Annotated in this window: 19 protein-coding genes and 3 tRNA genes; 8 read left to right on the top strand and 14 right to left on the bottom strand. The window is 67.6% G+C overall.

What is annotated here, in order from left to right; all coding sequences use genetic code 11:
• Position 1 precedes the first annotated feature (1 nt).
• Positions 2-829 carry an enoyl-CoA hydratase/isomerase family protein gene (locus C5O27_RS11450; protein WP_127962747.1) on the top strand — a complete coding sequence of 276 codons (828 nt, stop codon included), beginning with the start codon at positions 2-4 and terminating at the stop codon, positions 827-829.
• 101 nt (positions 830-930) lie between these two features.
• Here the strand turns inward: C5O27_RS11450 and C5O27_RS11445 are convergent, their stop codons facing one another.
• Genes C5O27_RS11445 through C5O27_RS11430 form a run of 4 tightly spaced genes read right to left on the bottom strand, consistent with a single transcriptional unit; the run spans position 931 to position 4,696 of the window.
• A complete protein-coding gene (locus C5O27_RS11445) occupies positions 931-1,614 on the bottom strand; it encodes a uracil-DNA glycosylase (protein WP_006359361.1) in 684 nt (227 codons plus the stop codon).
• Positions 1,615-1,654: 40 nt separating this feature from the next.
• Entirely contained in the window at positions 1,655-2,176 is a 522-nt protein-coding gene (locus C5O27_RS11440) for a gamma carbonic anhydrase family protein (RefSeq protein ID WP_006359362.1), read from the bottom strand.
• Between the two features lie 50 nt (positions 2,177-2,226).
• Complete coding sequence (locus tag C5O27_RS11435; RefSeq protein ID WP_127962746.1) at positions 2,227-3,588, bottom strand: type I glutamate--ammonia ligase; 1,362 nt, start codon at positions 3,586-3,588, stop codon at positions 2,227-2,229.
• A gap of 58 nt (positions 3,589-3,646) precedes the next feature.
• A complete protein-coding gene (locus tag C5O27_RS11430; protein ID WP_075862989.1) occupies positions 3,647-4,696 on the bottom strand; it encodes a thiamine-phosphate kinase in 1,050 nt (349 codons plus the stop codon).
• A 263-nt stretch (positions 4,697-4,959) separates the two neighbouring features.
• On the opposite strand from C5O27_RS11430, the gene C5O27_RS11425 reads away from it, so the two are divergent.
• The gene (locus C5O27_RS11425; protein WP_006359365.1) at positions 4,960-5,253 is read left to right on the top strand and encodes an Lrp/AsnC ligand binding domain-containing protein; all 294 of its coding nucleotides are present in this window, start codon (positions 4,960-4,962) and stop codon (positions 5,251-5,253) included.
• A gap of 9 nt (positions 5,254-5,262) precedes the next feature.
• Positions 5,263-5,913 carry a DUF3515 domain-containing protein gene (locus tag C5O27_RS11420; RefSeq protein WP_127962745.1) on the top strand — a complete coding sequence of 217 codons (651 nt, stop codon included), beginning with the start codon at positions 5,263-5,265 and terminating at the stop codon, positions 5,911-5,913.
• A gap of 36 nt (positions 5,914-5,949) precedes the next feature.
• Here C5O27_RS11420 and C5O27_RS11415 read toward each other — a convergent pair whose 3' ends face one another.
• Positions 5,950-6,957, bottom strand: a complete 1,008-nt coding sequence (locus tag C5O27_RS11415; RefSeq protein ID WP_006359367.1) for an NAD(P)H-dependent glycerol-3-phosphate dehydrogenase — start codon at positions 6,955-6,957, stop codon at positions 5,950-5,952.
• A gap of 125 nt (positions 6,958-7,082) precedes the next feature.
• Between C5O27_RS11415 and cofC the strand changes: the two genes are divergently transcribed.
• The 3 genes from cofC (at position 7,083) to C5O27_RS11400 (ending at position 11,124) form a co-directional block, all read left to right on the top strand.
• Positions 7,083-7,832, top strand: coding sequence for a 2-phospho-L-lactate guanylyltransferase (gene cofC / locus C5O27_RS11410; protein ID WP_006359368.1), 750 nt, complete (start codon positions 7,083-7,085; stop codon positions 7,830-7,832).
• Between the two features lie 136 nt (positions 7,833-7,968).
• A complete protein-coding gene (locus C5O27_RS11405) occupies positions 7,969-10,164 on the top strand; it encodes an RNA degradosome polyphosphate kinase (RefSeq protein WP_127962744.1) in 2,196 nt (731 codons plus the stop codon).
• A 39-nt stretch (positions 10,165-10,203) separates the two neighbouring features.
• Positions 10,204-11,124, top strand: a complete 921-nt coding sequence (locus C5O27_RS11400; RefSeq protein WP_127962743.1) for an NUDIX hydrolase — start codon at positions 10,204-10,206, stop codon at positions 11,122-11,124.
• An 80-nt stretch (positions 11,125-11,204) separates the two neighbouring features.
• Here the strand turns inward: C5O27_RS11400 and C5O27_RS11395 are convergent, their stop codons facing one another.
• The 3 genes from C5O27_RS11395 to leuC form a co-directional block, all read right to left on the bottom strand.
• Positions 11,205-11,831, bottom strand: coding sequence for an HU family DNA-binding protein (locus tag C5O27_RS11395; RefSeq protein WP_006359371.1), 627 nt, complete (start codon positions 11,829-11,831; stop codon positions 11,205-11,207).
• Positions 11,832-12,014: 183 nt separating this feature from the next.
• A complete protein-coding gene (gene leuD / locus C5O27_RS11390) occupies positions 12,015-12,608 on the bottom strand; it encodes a 3-isopropylmalate dehydratase small subunit (RefSeq protein ID WP_127962742.1) in 594 nt (197 codons plus the stop codon).
• A gap of 50 nt (positions 12,609-12,658) precedes the next feature.
• Complete coding sequence (leuC, locus tag C5O27_RS11385; protein WP_127962741.1) at positions 12,659-14,095, bottom strand: 3-isopropylmalate dehydratase large subunit; 1,437 nt, start codon at positions 14,093-14,095, stop codon at positions 12,659-12,661.
• 95 nt (positions 14,096-14,190) lie between these two features.
• Here leuC and C5O27_RS11380 point away from each other — a divergent pair, with 95 nt between their 5' ends.
• Both C5O27_RS11380 and C5O27_RS11375 read left to right on the top strand, forming a co-directional pair.
• Positions 14,191-14,925: an IclR family transcriptional regulator gene (locus tag C5O27_RS11380; protein ID WP_127962740.1), complete on the top strand. Its 735-nt coding sequence runs from the start codon at positions 14,191-14,193 to the stop codon at positions 14,923-14,925.
• 67 nt (positions 14,926-14,992) lie between these two features.
• The gene (locus C5O27_RS11375) at positions 14,993-15,490 is read left to right on the top strand and encodes a PPOX class F420-dependent oxidoreductase (protein ID WP_035751256.1); all 498 of its coding nucleotides are present in this window, start codon (positions 14,993-14,995) and stop codon (positions 15,488-15,490) included.
• 121 nt (positions 15,491-15,611) lie between these two features.
• Here the strand turns inward: C5O27_RS11375 and C5O27_RS11370 are convergent.
• The 6 genes from C5O27_RS11370 to C5O27_RS11345 all read right to left on the bottom strand — a co-directional run bounded on the left by C5O27_RS11370 (position 15,612) and on the right by C5O27_RS11345 (position 19,184).
• Positions 15,612-15,684, bottom strand: a tRNA-Glu gene (locus tag C5O27_RS11370).
• A gap of 102 nt (positions 15,685-15,786) precedes the next feature.
• Positions 15,787-15,859, bottom strand: a tRNA-Glu gene (locus C5O27_RS11365).
• Between the two features lie 49 nt (positions 15,860-15,908).
• A tRNA-Gln gene (locus C5O27_RS11360) sits at positions 15,909-15,980 on the bottom strand.
• Positions 15,981-16,066: 86 nt separating this feature from the next.
• A complete protein-coding gene (gene gltX, locus C5O27_RS11355) occupies positions 16,067-17,545 on the bottom strand; it encodes a glutamate--tRNA ligase (RefSeq protein WP_075863813.1) in 1,479 nt (492 codons plus the stop codon).
• A 44-nt stretch (positions 17,546-17,589) separates the two neighbouring features.
• Positions 17,590-18,414, bottom strand: a complete 825-nt coding sequence (locus C5O27_RS11350) for an alpha/beta fold hydrolase (RefSeq protein ID WP_042376377.1) — start codon at positions 18,412-18,414, stop codon at positions 17,590-17,592.
• Positions 18,411-19,184 (bottom strand): fumarylacetoacetate hydrolase family protein, encoded by a 774-nt coding sequence (locus C5O27_RS11345; protein ID WP_006359378.1) that lies wholly within the window; start codon positions 19,182-19,184, stop codon positions 18,411-18,413. Before C5O27_RS11345 ends, C5O27_RS11350 begins: the two co-directional genes overlap by 4 nt.
• Between the last annotated feature and the right edge of the window lie 103 nt (positions 19,185-19,287).

Genomic DNA, 19,287 nt, shown 5'->3' with positions numbered 1-19,287 from the left:
CATGACCTCCACGCAATCCCCTGCCACCGACACCACCCAGCCCGACGCCCCGGCTCTCGTCAGTGAGGCCAACGGCGTCCTGACGATCGCGGTATCGGCTGCGGGCGCGGGCAACTCCCTCGACGACGGCGGGATCGCCGCCGGCACCCAGGCGCTGCGCGAGGTGGCACGTGGCCGTCGTGACGTGGGCGCGGTGCTGCTCGTCGGTCCGGGCAAGAACCTCTGTGCAGGCGGCAACGTGCGCGCTTTCGCCGCCGCCGACGATCGCCCCACCTACCTGCGCCTGATCGCCGACAACTTCCATGCCTTCGTGACGGCCCTGTACGAGGCCGATATCCCGGTCGTCGCCGCCGCGAAGGGCTGGTCGGCCGGAGCCGGCATGTCGCTGGTCCTGCACGCCGACGTCGCGATCGGCGGCACCTCGTCCAAGCTGCGTCCCGCGTACCGCGGCATCGGCCTCACCCCCGACGGCGGACTCACCTGGACCCTCCCCCGTGCGGTCGGCGCGGCCCGGGCCCGCCAGATCATCCTCACCGACCGGGTTCTTTCCGCCGACGACGCGCTGAACTGGGGCATCTTCTCCGAGGTCGTCGCCGACGAGGACGTCGAGGCCGTGGCGCGCGCCAACGCCGAGAAGATCGCCGCCGGGCCGCGCTCCGCCGACTCCGGCACCAAGCACCTGCTCTCGGTCTCGTCGGAGAACTCGCTCATCGAGCAGCTCGCCCTCGAGGGTCGCTCCATCTCCGAGCGGTCGGGGCTGGCCGAAGGCATCGAAGGGGTCGACGCGTTCGTGGGCAAGCGCGCGCCGGAGTTCGGCAAGAGTCGCTGACTCTCATCGCTGCAAGCGAGCCTCGACGGGCCTGGTGAGTCGCTCTCACCAGGCCCGTCGACGCTCACCGCTATCGCTCCTCGCACCTCGGGGAGCCCAGATCAGGGCAGTCGCCAGTCCACCGGGTCGGCGCCGAGGTCGGCGAGTTCTTCGTTGGCCCGGCTGAACGGGCGCGACCCGAAGAAGCCGCGCGATGCGGACAGCGGTGACGGGTGTGCGGAGACGATGGTCGGGACGTCCGGCAACCACTCCTGCAGCGAGGCGGCGTCCTTGCCCCACAGGATCGCGACGAGCGGTTCGTCGCGGTCGACGAGTGCCTTGATCGCGCATTCGGTGACCGTCTCCCAGCCCTTCTTGCGATGAGACGCGGGCTCCCCCGGCGCGACCGTCAGGACGCGGTTCAGCAACAACACTCCGTTGTCCGCCCACGGGGTGAGGTCGCCGTTGCTCGGCATCGGATATCCGAGATCCGAGCAGTACTCGGTGTAGATGTTGGCCAGCGACCGCGGGATCGGACGTACGTCGGGGGCCACGGAGAAGCTCAGTCCGACAGCATGTCCCGGAGTCGGGTACGGGTCCTGCCCGACGATGAGCACGCGCACGTCGTCGATCGGCCGGGTGAACGCCCGCAGGATGTGTTGCCCGGCGGGCAGATAGCGGCGTCCCTCGGCGATCTCGTTGCGCAGGAACTGGCCCATCTCGGTGATGATCGGCTCGACCGGGGCGAGGGCCTCGGCCCAGCCGGGGTCGATGATCTCGGCGAGCGGTTTGGTCGGTGCGGTCACTCCGGTCTCCCCATCGGTCCCATCGGTGCGGTCATTCGTGTCAGTCGAGTCGCCGCAGCGACTTGCGGTAGTACTGGGCGTTCTGGAAGTACATGTCGCTGTTGAGGTCGGTGTGTCCGTCGGGGACCTCGTAGTTCTCGCGCAGGCGGGCGGGCACGCCGAGCGCCATGCGGCGCGGCGGCACGTCGAACTTGAACGGGACGACGGCGCCGGCTCCGACGATCGCTCCGTTGCCGACCGTCGAACCGTTGAGGACCACCGAGCCGGAGGCGATGAGGCAGTCGTCGCCGATGGTCGCGCCCTCGATGTGCGCGTTGTGTCCGACGACGCAGCGGGCGCCGATCACGGTCGGTTCGAAGACCGTGCAGTGGATGACCGTGCCGTCCTGGATGTTGCTGCGCTCACCGATGGTGATGGTGCCGTAGTCGCCGCGCAGGACGGCCCCGGGCCATACCGAGACGCCGTCGCCCAGAGTGACGGCTCCGATCACCACCGCATCGGGATGGACATAGGTGTCGTTGCCCAGAACGGGCTCGCGGTCGTCGAGTGCGTAGATCGCCATACGGAGACTCTAGCCACGTACGGACAGCGGTCCGTGCCCGCCCGCGCCGGTCACACGCTCCAGGCCAGCCGGAACCGTTCGGTGAGTGCTTCGGGGGTGTGATCGGGGATGTGGGTGACCTCGTACCGGCGGACCGCCACGAGCGCATCGACCGCCGGGTCGCCCAGGATCCCGCGCAGCAGCGGCGACACGTCCATCCGGTCGACAACCTCGCTCTGATCGGTGGAGAGCAGTGTTCGTTCCCCGGCTGCACGGGTGCGCGGGTCGACGCCGACCTCGGGCGGCAGGGTGGCCTTCCGCTCGATTCCGGCCGCCGCCGCGCCCAGGATGGCGGCGGTGGCGAAGTAGACGTTCGCCGACGGGTCGGCGATCTTCACCTCGACGTTGGCACCCCGTCCCCTGACGTCCGATGTATCTCGCCGGGCATCAGCGGCACTCGCGTCTGCCGAGTCCGCACGGACCAGGCGCACCGCCGCTTCGCGGTTCTCCACCCCCCAACAGACGTGCGCGCCGGCCCACTGACCGGGCAGCATGCGCAAGCCTGACACCACCGATCCGCACAGCACACCCTGTAGTTCGAGGAGCGCGTCGACGATGCCTGCGACCGCGTGGGCACCGTCTGGCGTCATCCCGGCGACGCCGGTTCCGCCCGAGAACAGGGGCCGACCTCCACGGTGTAACGAGACATGTTGATGAGCACCGCATCCGGCTTCGTCGACGAAGGGTTTAGGGGAAAAGCCGGCGCGCAGACCGTGTTTGCGGGCAAGGCGACCGATGATGAGCCGCGTGAGTACCAGCCGGTCGGCGGCGGTGATGGGGTCCGCCGGCCCCAGAGAAACCTCGAACTGCCAACGCGCATGCTCCGGATGCAGCTGTTCGACCGTGATACCCGCGGCACGACACGAGACGAGGACGTTCCGCACGAACTCCTCGTACTCCAGCAGCCCGACCGCGCCATACGGGGTCCACGGAGCGGACGGCAGCGGCGATCCGTCCGCAGCCAGGAGAACGAACTCGAGTTCGTGGCCGACCATGGCGTGCAGGCCGGCATCCGCCAGTTCCGCGACGACGCGACGCAGGGTGCCACGGGCGCACTGCGGCACCGGATCCCCGGCGAGGCCGAAGAACTCGCCGGGCGCCCAGCTCAGCGTCGGGTCCACCTCCACCCGCGCGCCGAGATCGATCCGGATGCGCTGGTCCCCCACCACCCCGACCTCGTCACTGAACGCGATTCCGGTCTGGTCGATCGCGAAGGCATGCCACGACGGACTGGCGCCGAGCCCCACCGACGCGAACACCGGGACGCGTTCCGGGGTGACCGTCTTCGCCAGCGTCAGTCCGGCCGGGTTGACGACGGTCGCGAGGAGGATCGACGACGATGAGTCGCCGGCGGAATCGGATCGCGAGTCCATGTCCACAGTGTCGTGGAGCGCGGCGGTTCCGGTGGCGGAACCGTACGGATTCGGCACATCATCCGCGCGGCTCGGCGAACGACTGCCACCCGTGCAGGTCCGGTCCGTCGGGTCCGCCGACGCGCCGGCCGTCGACCCACACCTCCGGGGTCGTCGACGTGGCCTCGCGGACCGACCCGATCACGGTCCAACCGTCGGGCACGGACGCGGCGTCGAAGGCCGCGAGCAGGTGGTGATCCTCGCCACCCGTCAGAACCCATTCGTCCACTTCCGCTCCGAGTTCCGTTGCCAGGCGGGCCAGATCGGGTCGTCGCGGCACCGCGGCGACCTCGACGGCCATCGCCACCTGCGCGGCCCGCGACATGGTGATCAGTTCTTCGACGAGACCGTCGGAGATGTCGGTCATCGCATGCGCTCCGGCAGCGGCCGCGACGGGACCCTGACTCAGATCAGGCATCGGAACACGATGCAGAGCAACCACTTCCGTCCACTGCGCATCGTCGACGCCGGGCGTCGACAGCACCGCGAGCCCGGCGGCGCTCGCACCCAGGGGACCGCTCACGGCGAGCACGTCGCCAGGACGGGCACCGCCCAACGACACCGGCCGTCGACCTTCGAGCGCCCCGACCGCGGTGACGCTCACGACCACCTGCTCCGCCGCCACCAGGTCCCCGCCGAGAACTCGTGCGCCCAGCGCATGTGCGGCGCCGACGACACCGTCGTTGAGGTCGAGGATGACGCCCACTCGAGTCGCAGCCGGGCAGGCGATGGACACCACCAGCCCTGTCGTCCGACCACCCATCGCGGCGACGTCGGCCGAACTCTGGACCACCGCCCGCGCCCCGATCTGCTGCGGCGTCGACCAGTCGAACCGGAAATGCCGTCCCTCGACCACCGTGTCGGTGCTGATGACCGCCGACCCGCCGATGTCGAGGACGGCCGCGTCGTCGCCCGAGCCGATCACGATGTCGTCAACGGGCCCGGCCGCGGTCGCTGCCGCGGTGAGTGCGGCGATCACCGCCCGCTCGCCGATCTCCCCGACGGAGTCGGACCTGTCGATACGGACGGAGTCGGACCTGTCGATACCGACGGAGTCGGACCTGTCCATACCGACGGAGTCGGGGCCGTCTGAGCCGCCGCTGTCGGACCTGTCCATACCGACGTTGTCGGGGCCGTTGGTACCGACTTCCTCGGGGGTCACTTGTCGGGTCTCACTCTCGTCGGGTCCGCTTTGAGTCGCGCGCGAGCGGGTTTGTCGGTGACAATGTGTGCCACAGTGTATTGGGCTCACGGCGAACGGTGTTCGCCGCGCAGCGCCCATTGCCGCCGGATTCGACAGCCCGTGTCGGCGATGGGGCACGAACGGAGAGGATGTCCGTGGTTCAGGCATACATACTGATCCAGACCGAGGTCGGTAGAGCCGCCCTGGCGGCGGCGACGATCGCCGAGATCTCGGGGGTCGCCTCATCCGAAGAGGTCAGCGGACCCTATGACGTGATCGTCCGGGTGGATGCCGCCGATGCGACGCAACTCACCGAGAATGTGGTTCCTCAGATCCAGAAGGTCGACGGGATCACCCGCACCCTGACCTGCTCGGTGGTCGGCAACACCCGCGGGTCACGGTTCCCCGGTCCCGGCGTCGGCGCAGACGTGCACGGCTCCTAATGTGGTGGCGTGACGTCAGCAGATTCGGATGACACCCCGCAGGATCCCGTGGACGACAGGGCGGACGACCCGGTCGCCGGTGACCCGGCCCGTGGTGACGACGCCGCGGCCACCGAGGACCCCGTCGCCGACGAGCGCTACGGCACCGACTCCCGGCTGAGTCCTGCGCTCATCGCGACCCTCGTCGCCATCCCCATCATGGTGATCGCGGGATTCATCGCGTTCGCCGCGCTGCGACCCGACACGGTGAACCCCGTCGAGTCCTATGCCGCGGACGGCAGCGCATCAGCGGACTGCACGCGACTGCTCGAGGCGGTGCCGCAGACGTTCGAGGGATTCGGCAGCAAGGAGATCTCCGGGGACCGCGCGACCTGGCCCGCGGAGGGGTCCGGCGACGATCTGACGCTCCGCTGCGGTGTGACCCGGCCGGCGGAACTGTCCCCGACGAGCAACCTCCAGGAGATCCACGCCGCGGGCCAGGCCGGTGTGCAGTGGTTCATCACCGACACCGTCGACGGCTCCGGCCAGGCCTACGTATGCGTCGACCACCGTCCCTACGTCGCGCTGTGGGTTCCGTCGAATGCCGGGAACGGTCCGATCACCGACATCTCGGGTTTCATCGACCAGACACTCGAACGCGGCCCACTCGACTTCGGCTGACCTGCCGCCGGATTCCGCGGGTCGGCTCCGCCGGGCTCAGTCCCGGTAGATCTCCGGCTTGGCACTGCGGCCGAGCAGTGAGTTGATGGCGTCGGCGACCGACTGCCCGTCGTGGCACACCTTGTGCACCGCGTCCGTGAGCGGCATCGGGACCTGATGCTTCTCGGCGAGCGCGCGTACCGACGAACACGACTTCACGCCCTCCGCGACCTGCCCGTTGGTGGCCGCCTGCGCCTCGGCCATCGTCGCCCCTTCGCCCAGCCGCGCACCGAAGCTCCGGTTCCGCGACAGCGGGGACGAGCAGGTTGCGACCAGGTCGCCCACACCCGCGAGTCCGGCGAGGGTCTCGATCTCTGCGCCGACGGCAACGCCCAGGCGGATGGTCTCGGCGAGACCGCGGGTGATGATCGTGGCGAGCGTGTTCTGGCCGAATCCGACGCCGCTGGCGATACCGCACGCGAGGGCGATCACGTTCTTCGCCGAGCCGCCGATCTCGCATCCGATGACGTCGGTGTTGGTGTAGGGGCGGAAATAGCGCGTGCTGAAAGCACTCTGCAGGGTGACCGCGCGTGATTCGTCGGTGCAGGCGATCACGGTCGCCGCGGGCTGCCCTTCGGCGACCTCGTGCGCGAGGTTGGGTCCGGTGAGCACCGCGATCCGGTCGTCGGCCACTCCGGTGACCTCGGCGATGACCTCGCTCATCCGCAGCAGCGTGCTGGTCTCGATGCCTTTGGCGAGCGACACCAGCGACGCATCGGAGCCGATGTGCGGAGTCCACTGCTTGAGATTCTCCCGCAGTGACTGCGACGGCACCCCGCAGACAACGATGTCGGCGCCGCTCAGGGCCGCCACCGGGTCGCTGGTCGCAGTGAGTTCTCCGGGCAGCGTGATGTCCGACAGATAGTTCGGATTGACGTGTTCGGAGTTGATCGCATCGGCCAGTTCCGGGCGTCGAGCCCAGATGACCGTCTCGGTCCCCGCGTCGACGAGAACCTTCGCCACCGCCGTACCCCAGGAACCAGCACCCATGACCGCCGCGCGCACCGCACTCCTCCTGCCCCGTGTCCGTTTCACCGGACCGAACGACTACCTGCCCACCCTAATGCCAGTCCACTTCTGACCGACCCGGAATGTCACCCACGGTCCCGTGGTGGACCATGATGGTCAGCATGGACCACAGCGCCGTCGACATGAGCGTCGACCTCAGCGCCGCCTCGGGGAGCCCCGCGGCCGGCGGGGCGACGGTCGCGGCCGTGCTGGCGGTCAAGAGTCTGCATCGCGCGAAGTCGAGGCTGGCGGCCACGCTGGCGTCGGCCTTCGGCCACGACGATCCGACGACCCGCGGCTGGCTGGTCCTGGCGATGTTCCTCGACACGGTCGAGGCGCTGCGCGGTGCCGGCGTCTCGAGGGTGGTGGTCGTCAGTCCCGACGACGACGTGCTCGCCGCCGCGCAACGCGCCGGTACCCATGGGCTGCCCGAGGTGGTCTCCCCGCCCGCAGGCCCGGGACTCAACGTCGCCTTCGGTCACGGTGCACGGTGGGCGCGGGAGACGTGGCCGGATTCGACGCGGGTCGTGTTCGTCCAGGCCGATCTGCCCGCTGCCACCAGCGACTCGATGCGCGAGGTTCTGCAGGAGGCGCCGGCCCACCGACTCAGCTTCCTCACCGACCGCGACGGGACCGGCACCGTTCTGCTGCACGGCACCTTCACCCCCGACGACCCCGGCGCGCTCGACGACGCACCGCGTTTCGGCCCGGGATCGGCGGCTGCGCACCGAGCCGCCGGCGCCGTCGAACTCGACCCCGCGCACACGCGGTGGACCGATCTGCGTACGGACGTCGACACCGCAACCGATCTCGACGCCGCACGCGCACTCGGCCTCGGCCCCCACACCGCCGACGCTCTGCGTCGTCTGTGACGATCGGTCCGCGCCACGTCTGAGGGTGCGCGACTTCGCCTGTCGCACCGTGCCGATTCGGACATCGTGCCGCCGACGGTGAGGTTCCGGCCTCCGACCCATCCCAAGCGCGGTGAGTTTGAGCCATGATTGACGGGTGAGCCCTGCCGACGACACCTCAACGACCACCGCAACGGTCACGACCACGCCGATCCCCAATGCACCGCCGGCCGCAACCCTCGTCCCCGACGAGTCCGCGGACCTGCCCGAGGACCGGTACCTGAACCGCGAATTGAGTTGGCTCGACTTCAACTCCCGTGTGCTGGCCCTCGCCGAGGACACTTCGCTGCCGCTCCTCGAGCGGGCGAAGTTCCTCGCCATCTTCGCCTCCAACCTCGACGAGTTCTTCATGGTCCGGGTCGCCGGCCTGAAGCGTCGCGACGAGACGGGTCTGTCGGTCCGGTCCGCCGACGGGTTGTCCCCGCGCGAGCAGCTGATGCGCATCGCCGGCCGCACGCAGAGCATCGCCGACCGCCATGCCCGCGTCTTCCTCGACTCGGTCCGGCCGGCGTTGGCCGCCAACGACATCTATGTCGTCTCCTGGTCGCAGCTGACCGACGAACAACGCGCCCGCATGGTCGATTACTTCCAGGACGAGGTCTTCCCCGTCCTGACGCCGCTGGCCGTCGACCCGGCTCACCCGTTCCCGTACATCAGCGGCCTGTCGCTGAACCTCGCGGTGACCGTCAAAGACATCAACGAGAGCGGCGAGCATTTCGCGCGAGTGAAGGTCCCCGACAATGTGAACCGCTTCATCCGGGTCGATCAGCTGGTGCCGTACCGCGGCGCCGACGACGGGCGCCCCAAACAGGCGGTGTACCTCCCCATGGAGCACCTCATCGCCGCCAACCTGGGCAACCTGTTCCCTGGCATGGAAGTCGTTGAGCATCACGCCTTCCGGATCACCCGCAACGCCGACTTCGAGGTAGAGGAAGATCGCGACGAGGATCTCCTGCAGGCGCTCGAGCGGGAACTCGCCCGACGCCGGTTCGGCTCGCCGGTCCGACTCGAGGTGGCCGACGACATGAGCGAGCACATGCTCGAACTGTTGCTGCGCGAACTCGACGTGAACCCGGCCGACGTCATCCAGGTGCCCGGTCTGCTCGATCTGTCTTCGCTTTTCGAGCTCTACGACCTCGATCGGCCGCATCTGAAGGACCGCCCGTTCGTGCCGGGCACGCACCCGGCGTTCGGCGAACGGGAGACGCCCAAGAGCGTCTTCTCCACGCTGCGCGAGGGTGATGTCCTCGTGCACCACCCTTACGATTCGTTCTCGACGAGCGTGCAGCGCTTCATCGAACAGGCCGCGGCCGACCCTCAGGTCCTCGCGATCAAGCAGACGCTGTACCGCACCTCGGGTGACTCCCCGATCGTCAACGCGCTCATCGACGCCGCCGAGGCAGGCAAGCAGGTCGTGGCGCTGGTGGAGATCAAGGCCCGCTTCGACGAGCAGGCCAACATCAAGTGGGCCCGGCAACTCGAGCAGGCGGGAGTGCACGTCGTCTACGGACTCGTGGGACTCAAGACGCACTGCAAGACGTGTCTCGTGGTGCGGCGTGAGGGCTCGACGATCAAGCGCTACTGCCACATCGGCACCGGCAACTACAACCCGAAGACCGCGCGGTTGTACGAGGACGTGGGCCTGCTGACGGCCGCCCCCGACATCGGCGCGGACCTGACCGACCTGTTCAACACGCTGACCGGATACTCACGCAAGAAGGAGTACCGGAACATCCTCGTTGCCCCGCAGGGCATCCGGGCGGGCATCATCGAGCGAATCCACCGCGAGATCGAACTGTTCCGCGCGGGCGACGATCGTGCCCGCGTGCAGCTGAAGGCCAACGCGCTGGTCGACGAGCAGGTGATCGACGCGCTGTATCGCGCGTCCCAGAACGGGGTTCCGGTCGACGTGGTGGTCCGCGGCATCAGCGCACTGCGCCCGGGGATGGAAGGTGTCAGCGACAACATCAACGTCCGGTCCATCCTCGGTCAATTCCTCGAGCACTCGCGAATCCTGCATTTCGGTGCCCAGAACGAGTATTGGATCGGCAGCGCCGACATGATGCACCGCAATCTCGACCGCCGCGTCGAGGTGATGGTGAACGTACGCGACAAGCGTCTTGCCGGCGAGCTCGGCGACATCTTCGACTCGGCCCTCGACCTCCGCACCCGTTGCTGGGTCCTGCAGACCGACGGTAGCTGGGTGGCCTCACCCGCCGCCGGCGAAGAGGTCCGCGATCACCAGCGGCAGATGATGCGCCGCAATCGTCGTCGGCCGGAGACCATTTCGTGACCGGCCGATCTCGGCGCCCCGTCCCGACGGTGATCACCGATGAGTAAGAACCCGCCGAAGGATGTGTGGGCCGCGGGCGCCGTGGTCTGGCGTCCGGGGACGTCGGGCTCGACGGCGACGGAGGACGTGGAGATCGCCGTCGTCCACCGGCCGCGCTACGACGACTGGACGATCCCGAAGGGCAAGGGTGAATCGGGCGAGACCCTCGTCGACACCGCGGTTCGCGAGATCGCCGAGGAGACCGGACAACACGTCGTCCTCGGACGGCACCTGGGCGATGTCCACTACGACGTCGAGGCAGGTCGCAAACACGTGCGCTACTGGTCGGCGCGCGGTGGCGACGCTGCGTTCACCCCGGACGACGAGGTCGACGAATTGCGCTGGCTCACGGTCGAGAAGGCGCGCGAGACACTGAGCCACGAGTTGGATCGCGAGATCCTGAGCGAGTTCACGCGGCTGCCGGCCGATCTGCACACCCTGTTGTTGGTGCGCCACGCCAAGGCCGGTCGGCGCTCTCAGTACAAGGGCGACGACCGCCTCCGTCCGCTCGACGCGCTCGGACGCACGCAGTCGGCGGCGCTCGTCCCCCTTCTGCTGGCCTTCGGCGCCCGTCGGGTTCACGCCGCGGATCGGGTGCGCTGCGAGCAGACGCTCGAGCCGCTGCGGGACCGCCTCGAGGTCGAGGCGCGGAGCGAGCCGGATCTCTCCGAAGAGGTCTACCGCGCGGATCCGGCGGCGGCACAACGCCGGATCCGGGAGCTGGCGTCCGAGATGCCGGACACCCTGGCGGTGTGCAGCCAGGGCAAGGTGATCCCGCCGCTCATGGAATGGTGGGCCGAGCAGGACGGGATCACGCTGCCGAAGGCGTCGAACCGCAAGGGCAGCGTATGGGTCTGCTCTCTTTTCGACGGCCGGCTCGTGGCGGCCGATCACATCGCGAGTCCACTGCCCCCGGGCTGAGCACCCCCGGACACAGATCAACCCCTGGCGGGGAAGTCACCAGGGGTTGATCTGAGAGGTTTGCCCTACCGGGCCGGTTTTCAGCGACGCGTCGACTTCTTGGCCGGAGCCTTCTTGGCCGCAGTCTTCTTGGCCGGAGCCTTCTTTGCCGCGGTCTTCTTCGCCGGCGCAGCCTTCTTGGCCGCGGTGGTCTTCTTCGCCGCGGTCGTCGTCTTCTTTGCTGCGGTCGTCTTCTTCGCCGGCGCAGCCTTCTTGGCCGCGGTGGTCTTCTTCGCTGCCGTGGTCTTGGCCGGCGCCTTCTTGGCCGCGGTCTTCTTGGCCGGGGTGGCCTTCTTTGCCGCGGTCTTCTTCGCCGGGGCCGCCTTCTTGGCCGCCGTGGTGGTGGTGCCGCTGCCGCGCTTCACAGCCGGACCGCTGGCGGCAAGCTTCTGCTTGCCGGCCACGACGGCCTTGAACTGAGCGCCCGGACGGAACGCGGGAACCGAAGTAGCACGGACCTTCACGGTCTCGCCCGTGCGCGGGTTGCGAGCCACGCGCGGCGCGCGCTTCCGCTTCTCGAAAACACCGAAGCCGGTGATCGTCACGCTCTCGCCCTTGTGGACCGCGCGAACGATCGTGTCGACGACGAGCTCGACGGCTTCAGTCGCAGTCTTGCGATCCGCGTCGAGCTTCTTGGTCAGCTCATCGATGAGCTCCGCCTTGTTCATGAGTACCTCCGCAAGCTGATCTGACCGATTTTCGGCCAGCTACCAACACACGGTAAACGTCGAATTTGAAAACGTCCATCTTCCACGCCAATTAAGACGCCGTGTTGCGAAATCGCATGTCAGCTCACAAGGTCTCCGCTTCGGCGGGACCCGGCCGTTCGCGCGGCCGACAAGGGTCTCCGGTCAGTCCGCGAGAGTCCTCGGTTTGAACGACGGGCGCTTCGATTCGTACTCGGAAATCGCGTCTACCTGGCGCAACGTCAATCCGATGTCGTCGAGACCCTCCATCAGGCGCCACCGCGTGTAGTCATCAATTGCCAACGGCACCACGAGGTCTCCGGCGGTGACGGTCTTATCGACAAGGCTCACCGTGATTTCCATCCCGGGACTCTCTTCGAGTCGCTTCCACAGCAATTCGACGTCGGACTGCTCGACCTGGGCAGCGACGAGCCCGGCCTTACCGGCGTTCCCGCGGAAGATGTCGGCGAAACGAGACGAGATCACCACGCGGAACCCGAAATCGGACAGCGCCCACACCGCGTGCTCGCGCGAGGAACCGGTGCCGAAGTCCGGACCGGCGACGAGCACCGAGCCGTTGCTCCACGGCTCGTTGTTGAGGATGAAGTCCGGATCGGTGCGCCACCCGGCGAACAGACCGTCCTCAAAGCCCGTGCGGGTCAAGCGCTTCAGGTACTCGGCCGGGATGATCTGGTCGGTGTCGACGTTGCTGCGGCGCAGCGGGACGCCAATGCCCGTGTGTTCGGTGAACGGCTGCATTTTTCAAAGCCCCTGTTCGGAAGTTGTCTGGAATGTGGTCTGGGGGTTACTCAACCGAGATCGGCCGGAGCGGACAGCGTCCCGCGGATCGCGGTCGCGGCCGCGACAGCCGGGGACACCAGGTGGGTCCGTCCGCCCTTGCCCTGCCGCCCTTCGAAATTGCGGTTCGACGTCGACGCGCAACGCTCGCCGGGCGCGAGCTGATCCGGGTTCATTCCCAGACACATCGAGCAACCGGCCTGACGCCACTCGGCGCCGGCGTTCAGGAAGATCTCCCCGAGACCCTCTTCCTCGGCCTGGGCGCGGACCCGCATCGAGCCGGGCACGATGAGCATCCGCATGCCGTCGGCGAGCTTGCGCCCCTTGAGCACGTCGGCGACCGCGCGCAGATCCTCGATGCGACCGTTGGTGCACGATCCGACGAAGACGGTGTCGACCTTGATGTCACGCAACGGCGTACCGGGTTTCAGGTCCATGTACTCGAGCGCCTTCGCAGCGGCGCTCGACGCGACCTCGTCACCGAACTCTGCGGGGTTCGGAACGGTCGATCCCAGCGGGGCGCCCTGGCCCGGGTTGGTTCCCCAGGTGACGAACGGGGTCAGCTCGGTGGCGTCGATGTGGACCTCGGCGTCGAAGACGGCGTCGTCGTCGGTGCGCAGGCTGTCCCAGTAGGCAACAGCCGCATCCCATTCGGCACCCTTCGGGGCGTGCGGACGACCCTTGAGGAACTCGTAGGTGATCTCGTCGGGGGCGATCATCCCGGCGCGGGCGCCGGCCTCGATCGACATGTTGCACACGGTCATCCGGGCTTCCATCGACAGCTTGCGGATCGCCTCGCCGCGGTACTCGAGGACGTATCCCTGCCCACCGCCGGTGCCGATCCTGGCGATGATCGCCAGGATGAGGTCCTTGGCCGTGACGCCGGGCGGCAGCTCGCCGTCGACGTTGATCGCCATCGTCTTGAACGGACGCAGCGAAAGCGTCTGCGTGGCGAGGACGTGCTCCACCTCACTGGTGCCGATACCCATCGCGATCGATCCGAAGGCGCCGTGGGTGGCCGTGTGGCTGTCACCGCACACCACGGTCATGCCGGGCTGCGTCAGACCCAGCTGCGGGCCGACGACATGCACGATGCCCTGCTCGACATCACCCATCGGGTGTAGCCGGACACCGAACTCCTCGCAGTTCTTGCGGAGGGTGTCGACCTGGGTGCGCGACACCGGGTCGGCGATCGGCTTGTCGATGTCGATCGTCGGGACGTTGTGGTCCTCGGTCGCGATCGTCAGGTCGAGACGCCGCACGGGACGTCCCGCCAACCGGAGGCCGTCGAAGGCCTGCGGACTGGTGACCTCGTGCACGAGATGGAGGTCGATGTAGATCAGGTCCGGGTTCCTGGTTCCGGACGCATCTGCTTCACCGGGCACGACAACGTGGTCGCGCCAGACCTTCTCGGCAAGAGTAAGCGGCTGGGCTGGGCTGTTGCTCATGGCTGCACTCGATATCTTCTCGGGTTCGGCGGACGGTGCACGCCCATCTCGCGATGAAACGTGCATCTCACTATTTGGACAGCTAGTATCGTCCTATGGGAAAGGATAGCGCATCCGGAGTCAGCAGCGGAATCGGCGTACTCGACAAATCCGTGGCTGTGCTCCATGCCATCGCGGAGGCCCCGTGCAACCTCTCGGAGTTGTGCGAGCGGACCGGGCTCCCGCGCGCCACGGCCCACCGTCTGGCGGTGGGTCTCGAGACCCACCGCTTCCTCGCCCGCGACATCAGCGGCCGTTGGCAGCCGGGGCCGGCCCTCGGCGAACTCGCCGCATCCGCCCACGATCCCGTGACCGAGTCGGCCCTGATGGTCCTTCCCCGGCTCCGCGACATCACCGGCGAATCGGTACAGGTCTATCGCCGCGAAGGCGCCGAGCGCGTGTGCGTGGCGGCGATGGAACCGCCGACCGGACTCCGCGACACCGTGCCCGTCGGAACGCGCTTCCCGATGACCGCCGGCTCCGCGGCCAAGGTCCTACTCGCCTGGGCCGAACCCGCGACGCAGCGTGCACTGCTGCACGACAGCGTCTTCGGTGAACGAACACTGCACGAGATCCGACGCCGCGGCTGGGCCCAGAGTGCCGGCGAACGTGCCGCGGGCGTGGCGAGCGTCTCGGCGCCCGTGCGCGACGGCAACGGCGACGTCGTCGCGGCGATCTCGGTGTCCGGCCCGATCGACCGCATGGGCCGACGGCCCGGCGCCCGGTGGGCCGCCGATCTCCTCGCCGCCGCAGACGCGATCCACAAGCGCCTGCAGACCTCCCGCGCCTGAGTCACCTTCACAGCCGCTCCCGATAGTGACCGTTCCGTGTGACGGGCCCGTCGGATAGCTTCGTCACATGGGAGTCAACCAACGCAACCAGATCGTCATGTCCGACGCCGAGATCGAGGACTTCGTCACGCGCAGCCGCACGGCCACCCTCGCGACCACGGGCCCCGACGGCGGCATCCACCTCGTCGCCATGTGGTACGGCGTCATCGACGGCGAGATCTGGTTCGAGACGAAGTCCAAGTCGCAGAAGGCGGTCAACCTCCGCCGCAACAACCGGTGCACGGTGATGATCGAGGACGGCGACACCTACGACACGTTGCGCGGCGTCAGCTTCGAGGGAACCGCCGAGATCCTCGACGACCCCGACTCCTGCCTGAAGATAGGGATCAGCGTCTGGGAGCGCTACACAGCCCCTTACACCGAGGAGTCGCGTCCCTTCGTCGAGCAGATGATGCACAAGCGCGTGGCCGTCCGCCTGGTGCCCTCACGCGTCCGCTCGTGGGATCACCGCAAGCTCGGCATCCCGGAGATGCCGGCGTCGGGAAGCACCGCGCAGTACCTGTAACCCAATCCCCGCACTCACGGACTCGCCCGTCTCGCGATCACCACATCGCGATACGGGCGAGTTGCTCTGTCGCACAGAGAAAAGCACCCTCCCCCTGCTGGACAGAGGGAGGGTGCTTCTGTAGCCCCGACGGGATTCGAACCCGCGCTACCGCCTTGAGAGGGCGGCGTCCTAGGCCGCTAGACGACGGGGCCCTGGAACTTTCCGGCGAACCAGACCCTAGCACGGGTCCGGCCGCACTCACCTTGCAGTGAAAAACTCCCCCCTCCTGCCTGAGCAGGAAGAGGGAGCTTCTGTAGCCCCGACGGGATTCGAACCCGCGCTACCGCCTTGAGAGGGCGGCGTCCTAGGCCGCTAGACGACGGGGCCAAGGAACTTCCAGCGATCGGACCTCGCGGTCTCGATCTTCTTCAGTTCGCTGGGGTACCAGGACTCGAACCTAGAATGGCTGAACCAGAATCAGCTGTGTTGCCAATTACACCATACCCCATGGACTTCCCTTTTCCCTGAGGAAAAGTGCCGAGGAAGACAATAGCAAAGGGTTACCGGAAGTCCACAAACGCGCAGTTCAGAGGGCTATTTCCCGGCGATCTCCCGGGCTGCGGCGAGACGCGCGAGGGTCTTGTCGCGACCCAGGATCTCCATCGACTCGAAGAGCGGCGGACTCACCTGCGAACCGGTGACGGCGACACGCACCGGACCGAACGCCTTGCGCGGTTTGAGCTCCATACCGTCCACCAGAGCCGCGTTGAGCGCGTCCTGCAGCTCCGGGGTGGTCCAGGACGCCAGCGGCTCGACAGCGGCGATCGTGGCGTCGAGAACGGCCACCGCATCGGCGCCCAGATTCTTGCTCGCGGCCTTCTCGTCGATGGTGAAGTCGTCGTCGGAGACGTAGACGAACTTGATGAGGTCCCAGGCGTCGCCGAGGACCTGGATGCGCGTCTGGACGAGTTCGGCGAGTGCGGCGAAACTCACATCGTCGACCGGCTCCGACAGGTGGCCGTGACCGACCAGGAACTCCTTGAGGCGCGCGGTGAAGTCACCGAGTTCGAGCCGGCGGATGTGTTCGGCGTTGATCGCGTCGGCCTTCTTCTGGTCGAAGCGCGCCGGATTCGAATTGACCTGTCGCACATCGAAAGCCGCGATCATCTCGTCAAGCGAGAAGACGTCGTTGTCGCTGGAGAAACCCCACCCGAGCAAGGCCAGGTAGTTGAGCAGCCCCTCGGGGATGAATCCGCGGTCGCGGTGATGGAAGAGGTTCGACTGGGGGTCGCGCTTGGACAGCTTCTTGTTGCCCTCGCCCATCACGAACGGGAGATGGGCGAACTTCGGCACGAAGTCGGCGACACCGATACGGATGAGCGCCTCGTACAGCGCGAGCTGACGCGGCGTCGAGGAGAGAAGATCCTCACCGCGCAGAACGTGGGTGATCTTCATCATGGCGTCGTCGACCGGGTTGACCAACGTGTACAGCGGGTCCCCCGATGCGCGGGTCAGCGCGAAGTCCGGAACGGTGCCGGCCTTGATCGTCGTCGTACCGCGGACCAGGTCGTCCCAGGAGAGGTCGATGTCCGGCATACGCAGGCGCACAACCGGTTTGCGACCCTCGGCGCGGTAGGCCTCCCGCTGCTCGTCGGTGAGGTCGCGGTCGAAGTTGTCGTAGCCGAGCTTGGGGTCGCGTCCGGCCGCCTTGTGCCGCGCCTCGACCTCCTCGGGGGTGGAGAAGGCCTCGTAGGCCTCCCCCGCCTCGAGCAGGCGCGCGACGACGTCGGCATGGATGTCACGACGCTCCGACTGACGGTAGGGACCGTAGGGGCCACCGACCTCGGGCCCCTCGTCCCAGTCCATCCCGAGCCAGCGCAGCGCGTCGAGGATCGCCTGGTACGACTCCTCGCTGTCGCGCGAGGCGTCGGTGTCCTCGATGCGGAACACGAAGGTTCCGCCGTCGTGACGCGCCTGGGCGAAGTTGAACAGCGCGGTCCGCACGAGTCCCACATGGGGTGTACCGGTCGGGGACGGACAGAATCGGACTCGTACGGCTTCACTACTGGTCATGACCCTCAGGGTATCGAAACCGCCTCAGGCGCTGACCGGCGCGTTCAGTCCCGGAACCGCCCGCAGAAGTCGACGAGCACGCGGTTCACCTCGGCCGGTTGTTCGAGATAGCCGAAATGCCCGGCACGTTCGATCTGCACGTACTCCGCGCCCGGAATCGCCTCGGCCACCTCGCGAGCCAGCTTCGGCGGCAATGTGCGGTCGTCGGCGAAACCGACGACGAGCGTCGGGCGGGTGATGTTGCGGTACGCCGAGAGCCGGTCGGACTCCTTGTGGTGGAGTTCGAGCTGCGCACGCACTCCCGGGGTGATCGTCTGCGGCGAGAACCCGATGATGTCGAGCCAGTCACGGGCCGAGCGGTCGTCGTCGAGGGTGTGCGGAGACAGGTTGAGATGAGCCGTGATGGCGGCCTCGTACTCCGGCGGCAGCTTGATCTTGTTGTCGTAGAGCGCGCGCTCGCCGGCCGAGATCGCTTCCTGCAGCGGGGTGTTGCGCCCGTAGGTGGCGATGAGGACAGCGGCCTTGACGACGTCGGGCCGGGCCAGTGCGAGTTCCTGGGTGATCCGGGCGCCCAGCGAGGTCCCCACGACGATGGCCGGACCGCGGTCCAGATACTCGATGAGCGCGGCCGTGTCGGCGACCATGTCGTCGAGGCTGAAACCCTCCGCACACTCCGACGACGGGGCGATGCCGCGGTTGTCGAAGGTGACGACGGTGTAGCCCGCCTTCACCAGCGCCGGTTCCTGATTGGCCTTCCACACGCGACCGGGACTTCCGGTCCCCATCACCATCACGACGAGCGGGCCGCTCCCGGCCACGCTGTAGGAGATGTCGATGCCGTTGACGCGTGCCGTGCTGGGAGCTGTCATGCCTTGTCCACCACCGGATTGGAGAGCGTGCCGATTCCGTTGACGGTCACCGAGACCCGCTGTCCGGCGACCATGGGTCCCACTCCTTCGGGCGTGCCCGTGAGGATCACGTCACCGGGGAGCAGGGTCATGATCCGCGTGATCCACTCGACGATCTCACCGATGTCGTGCAGCATCAACGACGTCCGTGTGCGCTGCTTGACCTCGCCGTCGAGCTCGGTGACGAGTTCGACGTCGGACGGATCGAAGGACGTCTCGATCCAGGGACCGAGCGGGCAGAAGGTGTCGTAGCTCTTGCCCCGCGTCCACTGACCGTCGGCCTTCTGCTGATCGCGGGCGGTCACGTCGTTGGCGATCGTGTAACCCAGGATGACGTCCTTGGCCTGGCCGGCCTTGACGTCCTTGCAGGGACGTCCGATGACGACGGCGAGTTCACCTTCGTAGTCCACACGTTCCGACGACGGCGGGCGCACGATCGGGACCTCGGGACCGATGATCGAGGTGTTCGGCTTGATGAAGATCACCGGGTCGGCCGGTGCCTCACCACCCATCTCGGCCGCATGTGCGGCGTAGTTCTTGCCAATGCAGATCACCTTGCTGGCCAGGATCGGAGCCAGCACACGGACGTCGGCCAGTTTCCAGGAACGACCGGTGAACGTCGGGGTGCCGAACGGATGCTCGGCGATCTCCTTGGCGACAGCGTCGTCGCCCTCCCCTTCGACGGACACGAAGGCCACTCCGTCGGGACTCGCAATTCGACCTAAGCGCATGTCCAGACCCTATCGCACCGACTGATCCCATCGGTTGAGAGCCGAGTTGGCGAACCACCTCGCCGTTCTTACAATGTGAACCTCAAGTCCCATAGTATGAGAT

This window comes from Gordonia alkanivorans (assembly GCF_004011905.1).
Taxonomy (GTDB): domain Bacteria; phylum Actinomycetota; class Actinomycetes; order Mycobacteriales; family Mycobacteriaceae; genus Gordonia; species Gordonia alkanivorans.
This window is presented reverse-complemented; position numbering and strand designations above follow the sequence as displayed.

Excerpts from the sequence above, each read along its gene's own strand:
- C5O27_RS11395 (WP_006359371.1), bottom strand. The coding sequence starts at position 11,831 with ATGAACAAGGCGGAGCTCATCGATGAGCTGACCAAGAAGCTCGACGCG.
- C5O27_RS11435 (WP_127962746.1), bottom strand. The coding sequence starts at position 3,588 with ATGGACTCGCGATCCGATTCCGCCGGCGACTCATCGTCGTCGATCCTC.
- C5O27_RS11450 (WP_127962747.1), top strand. The coding sequence starts at position 2 with ATGACCTCCACGCAATCCCCTGCCACCGACACCACCCAGCCCGACGCC.
- C5O27_RS11380 (WP_127962740.1), top strand. The coding sequence starts at position 14,191 with ATGGGAAAGGATAGCGCATCCGGAGTCAGCAGCGGAATCGGCGTACTC.
- cofC (WP_006359368.1), top strand. The coding sequence starts at position 7,083 with ATGGACCACAGCGCCGTCGACATGAGCGTCGACCTCAGCGCCGCCTCG.
- gltX (WP_075863813.1), bottom strand. The coding sequence starts at position 17,545 with ATGACCAGTAGTGAAGCCGTACGAGTCCGATTCTGTCCGTCCCCGACC.
- C5O27_RS11440 (WP_006359362.1), bottom strand. The coding sequence starts at position 2,176 with ATGGCGATCTACGCACTCGACGACCGCGAGCCCGTTCTGGGCAACGAC.
- C5O27_RS11430 (WP_075862989.1), bottom strand. The coding sequence starts at position 4,696 with ATGGACAGGTCCGACTCCGTCGGTATCGACAGGTCCGACTCCGTCCGT.
- C5O27_RS11345 (WP_006359378.1), bottom strand. The coding sequence starts at position 19,184 with ATGCGCTTAGGTCGAATTGCGAGTCCCGACGGAGTGGCCTTCGTGTCC.
- C5O27_RS11425 (WP_006359365.1), top strand. The coding sequence starts at position 4,960 with ATGTCCGTGGTTCAGGCATACATACTGATCCAGACCGAGGTCGGTAGA.
- leuD (WP_127962742.1), bottom strand. The coding sequence starts at position 12,608 with ATGCAGCCGTTCACCGAACACACGGGCATTGGCGTCCCGCTGCGCCGC.
- C5O27_RS11375 (WP_035751256.1), top strand. The coding sequence starts at position 14,993 with ATGGGAGTCAACCAACGCAACCAGATCGTCATGTCCGACGCCGAGATC.
- C5O27_RS11350 (WP_042376377.1), bottom strand. The coding sequence starts at position 18,414 with ATGACAGCTCCCAGCACGGCACGCGTCAACGGCATCGACATCTCCTAC.
- C5O27_RS11400 (WP_127962743.1), top strand. The coding sequence starts at position 10,204 with ATGAGTAAGAACCCGCCGAAGGATGTGTGGGCCGCGGGCGCCGTGGTC.
- leuC (WP_127962741.1), bottom strand. The coding sequence starts at position 14,095 with ATGAGCAACAGCCCAGCCCAGCCGCTTACTCTTGCCGAGAAGGTCTGG.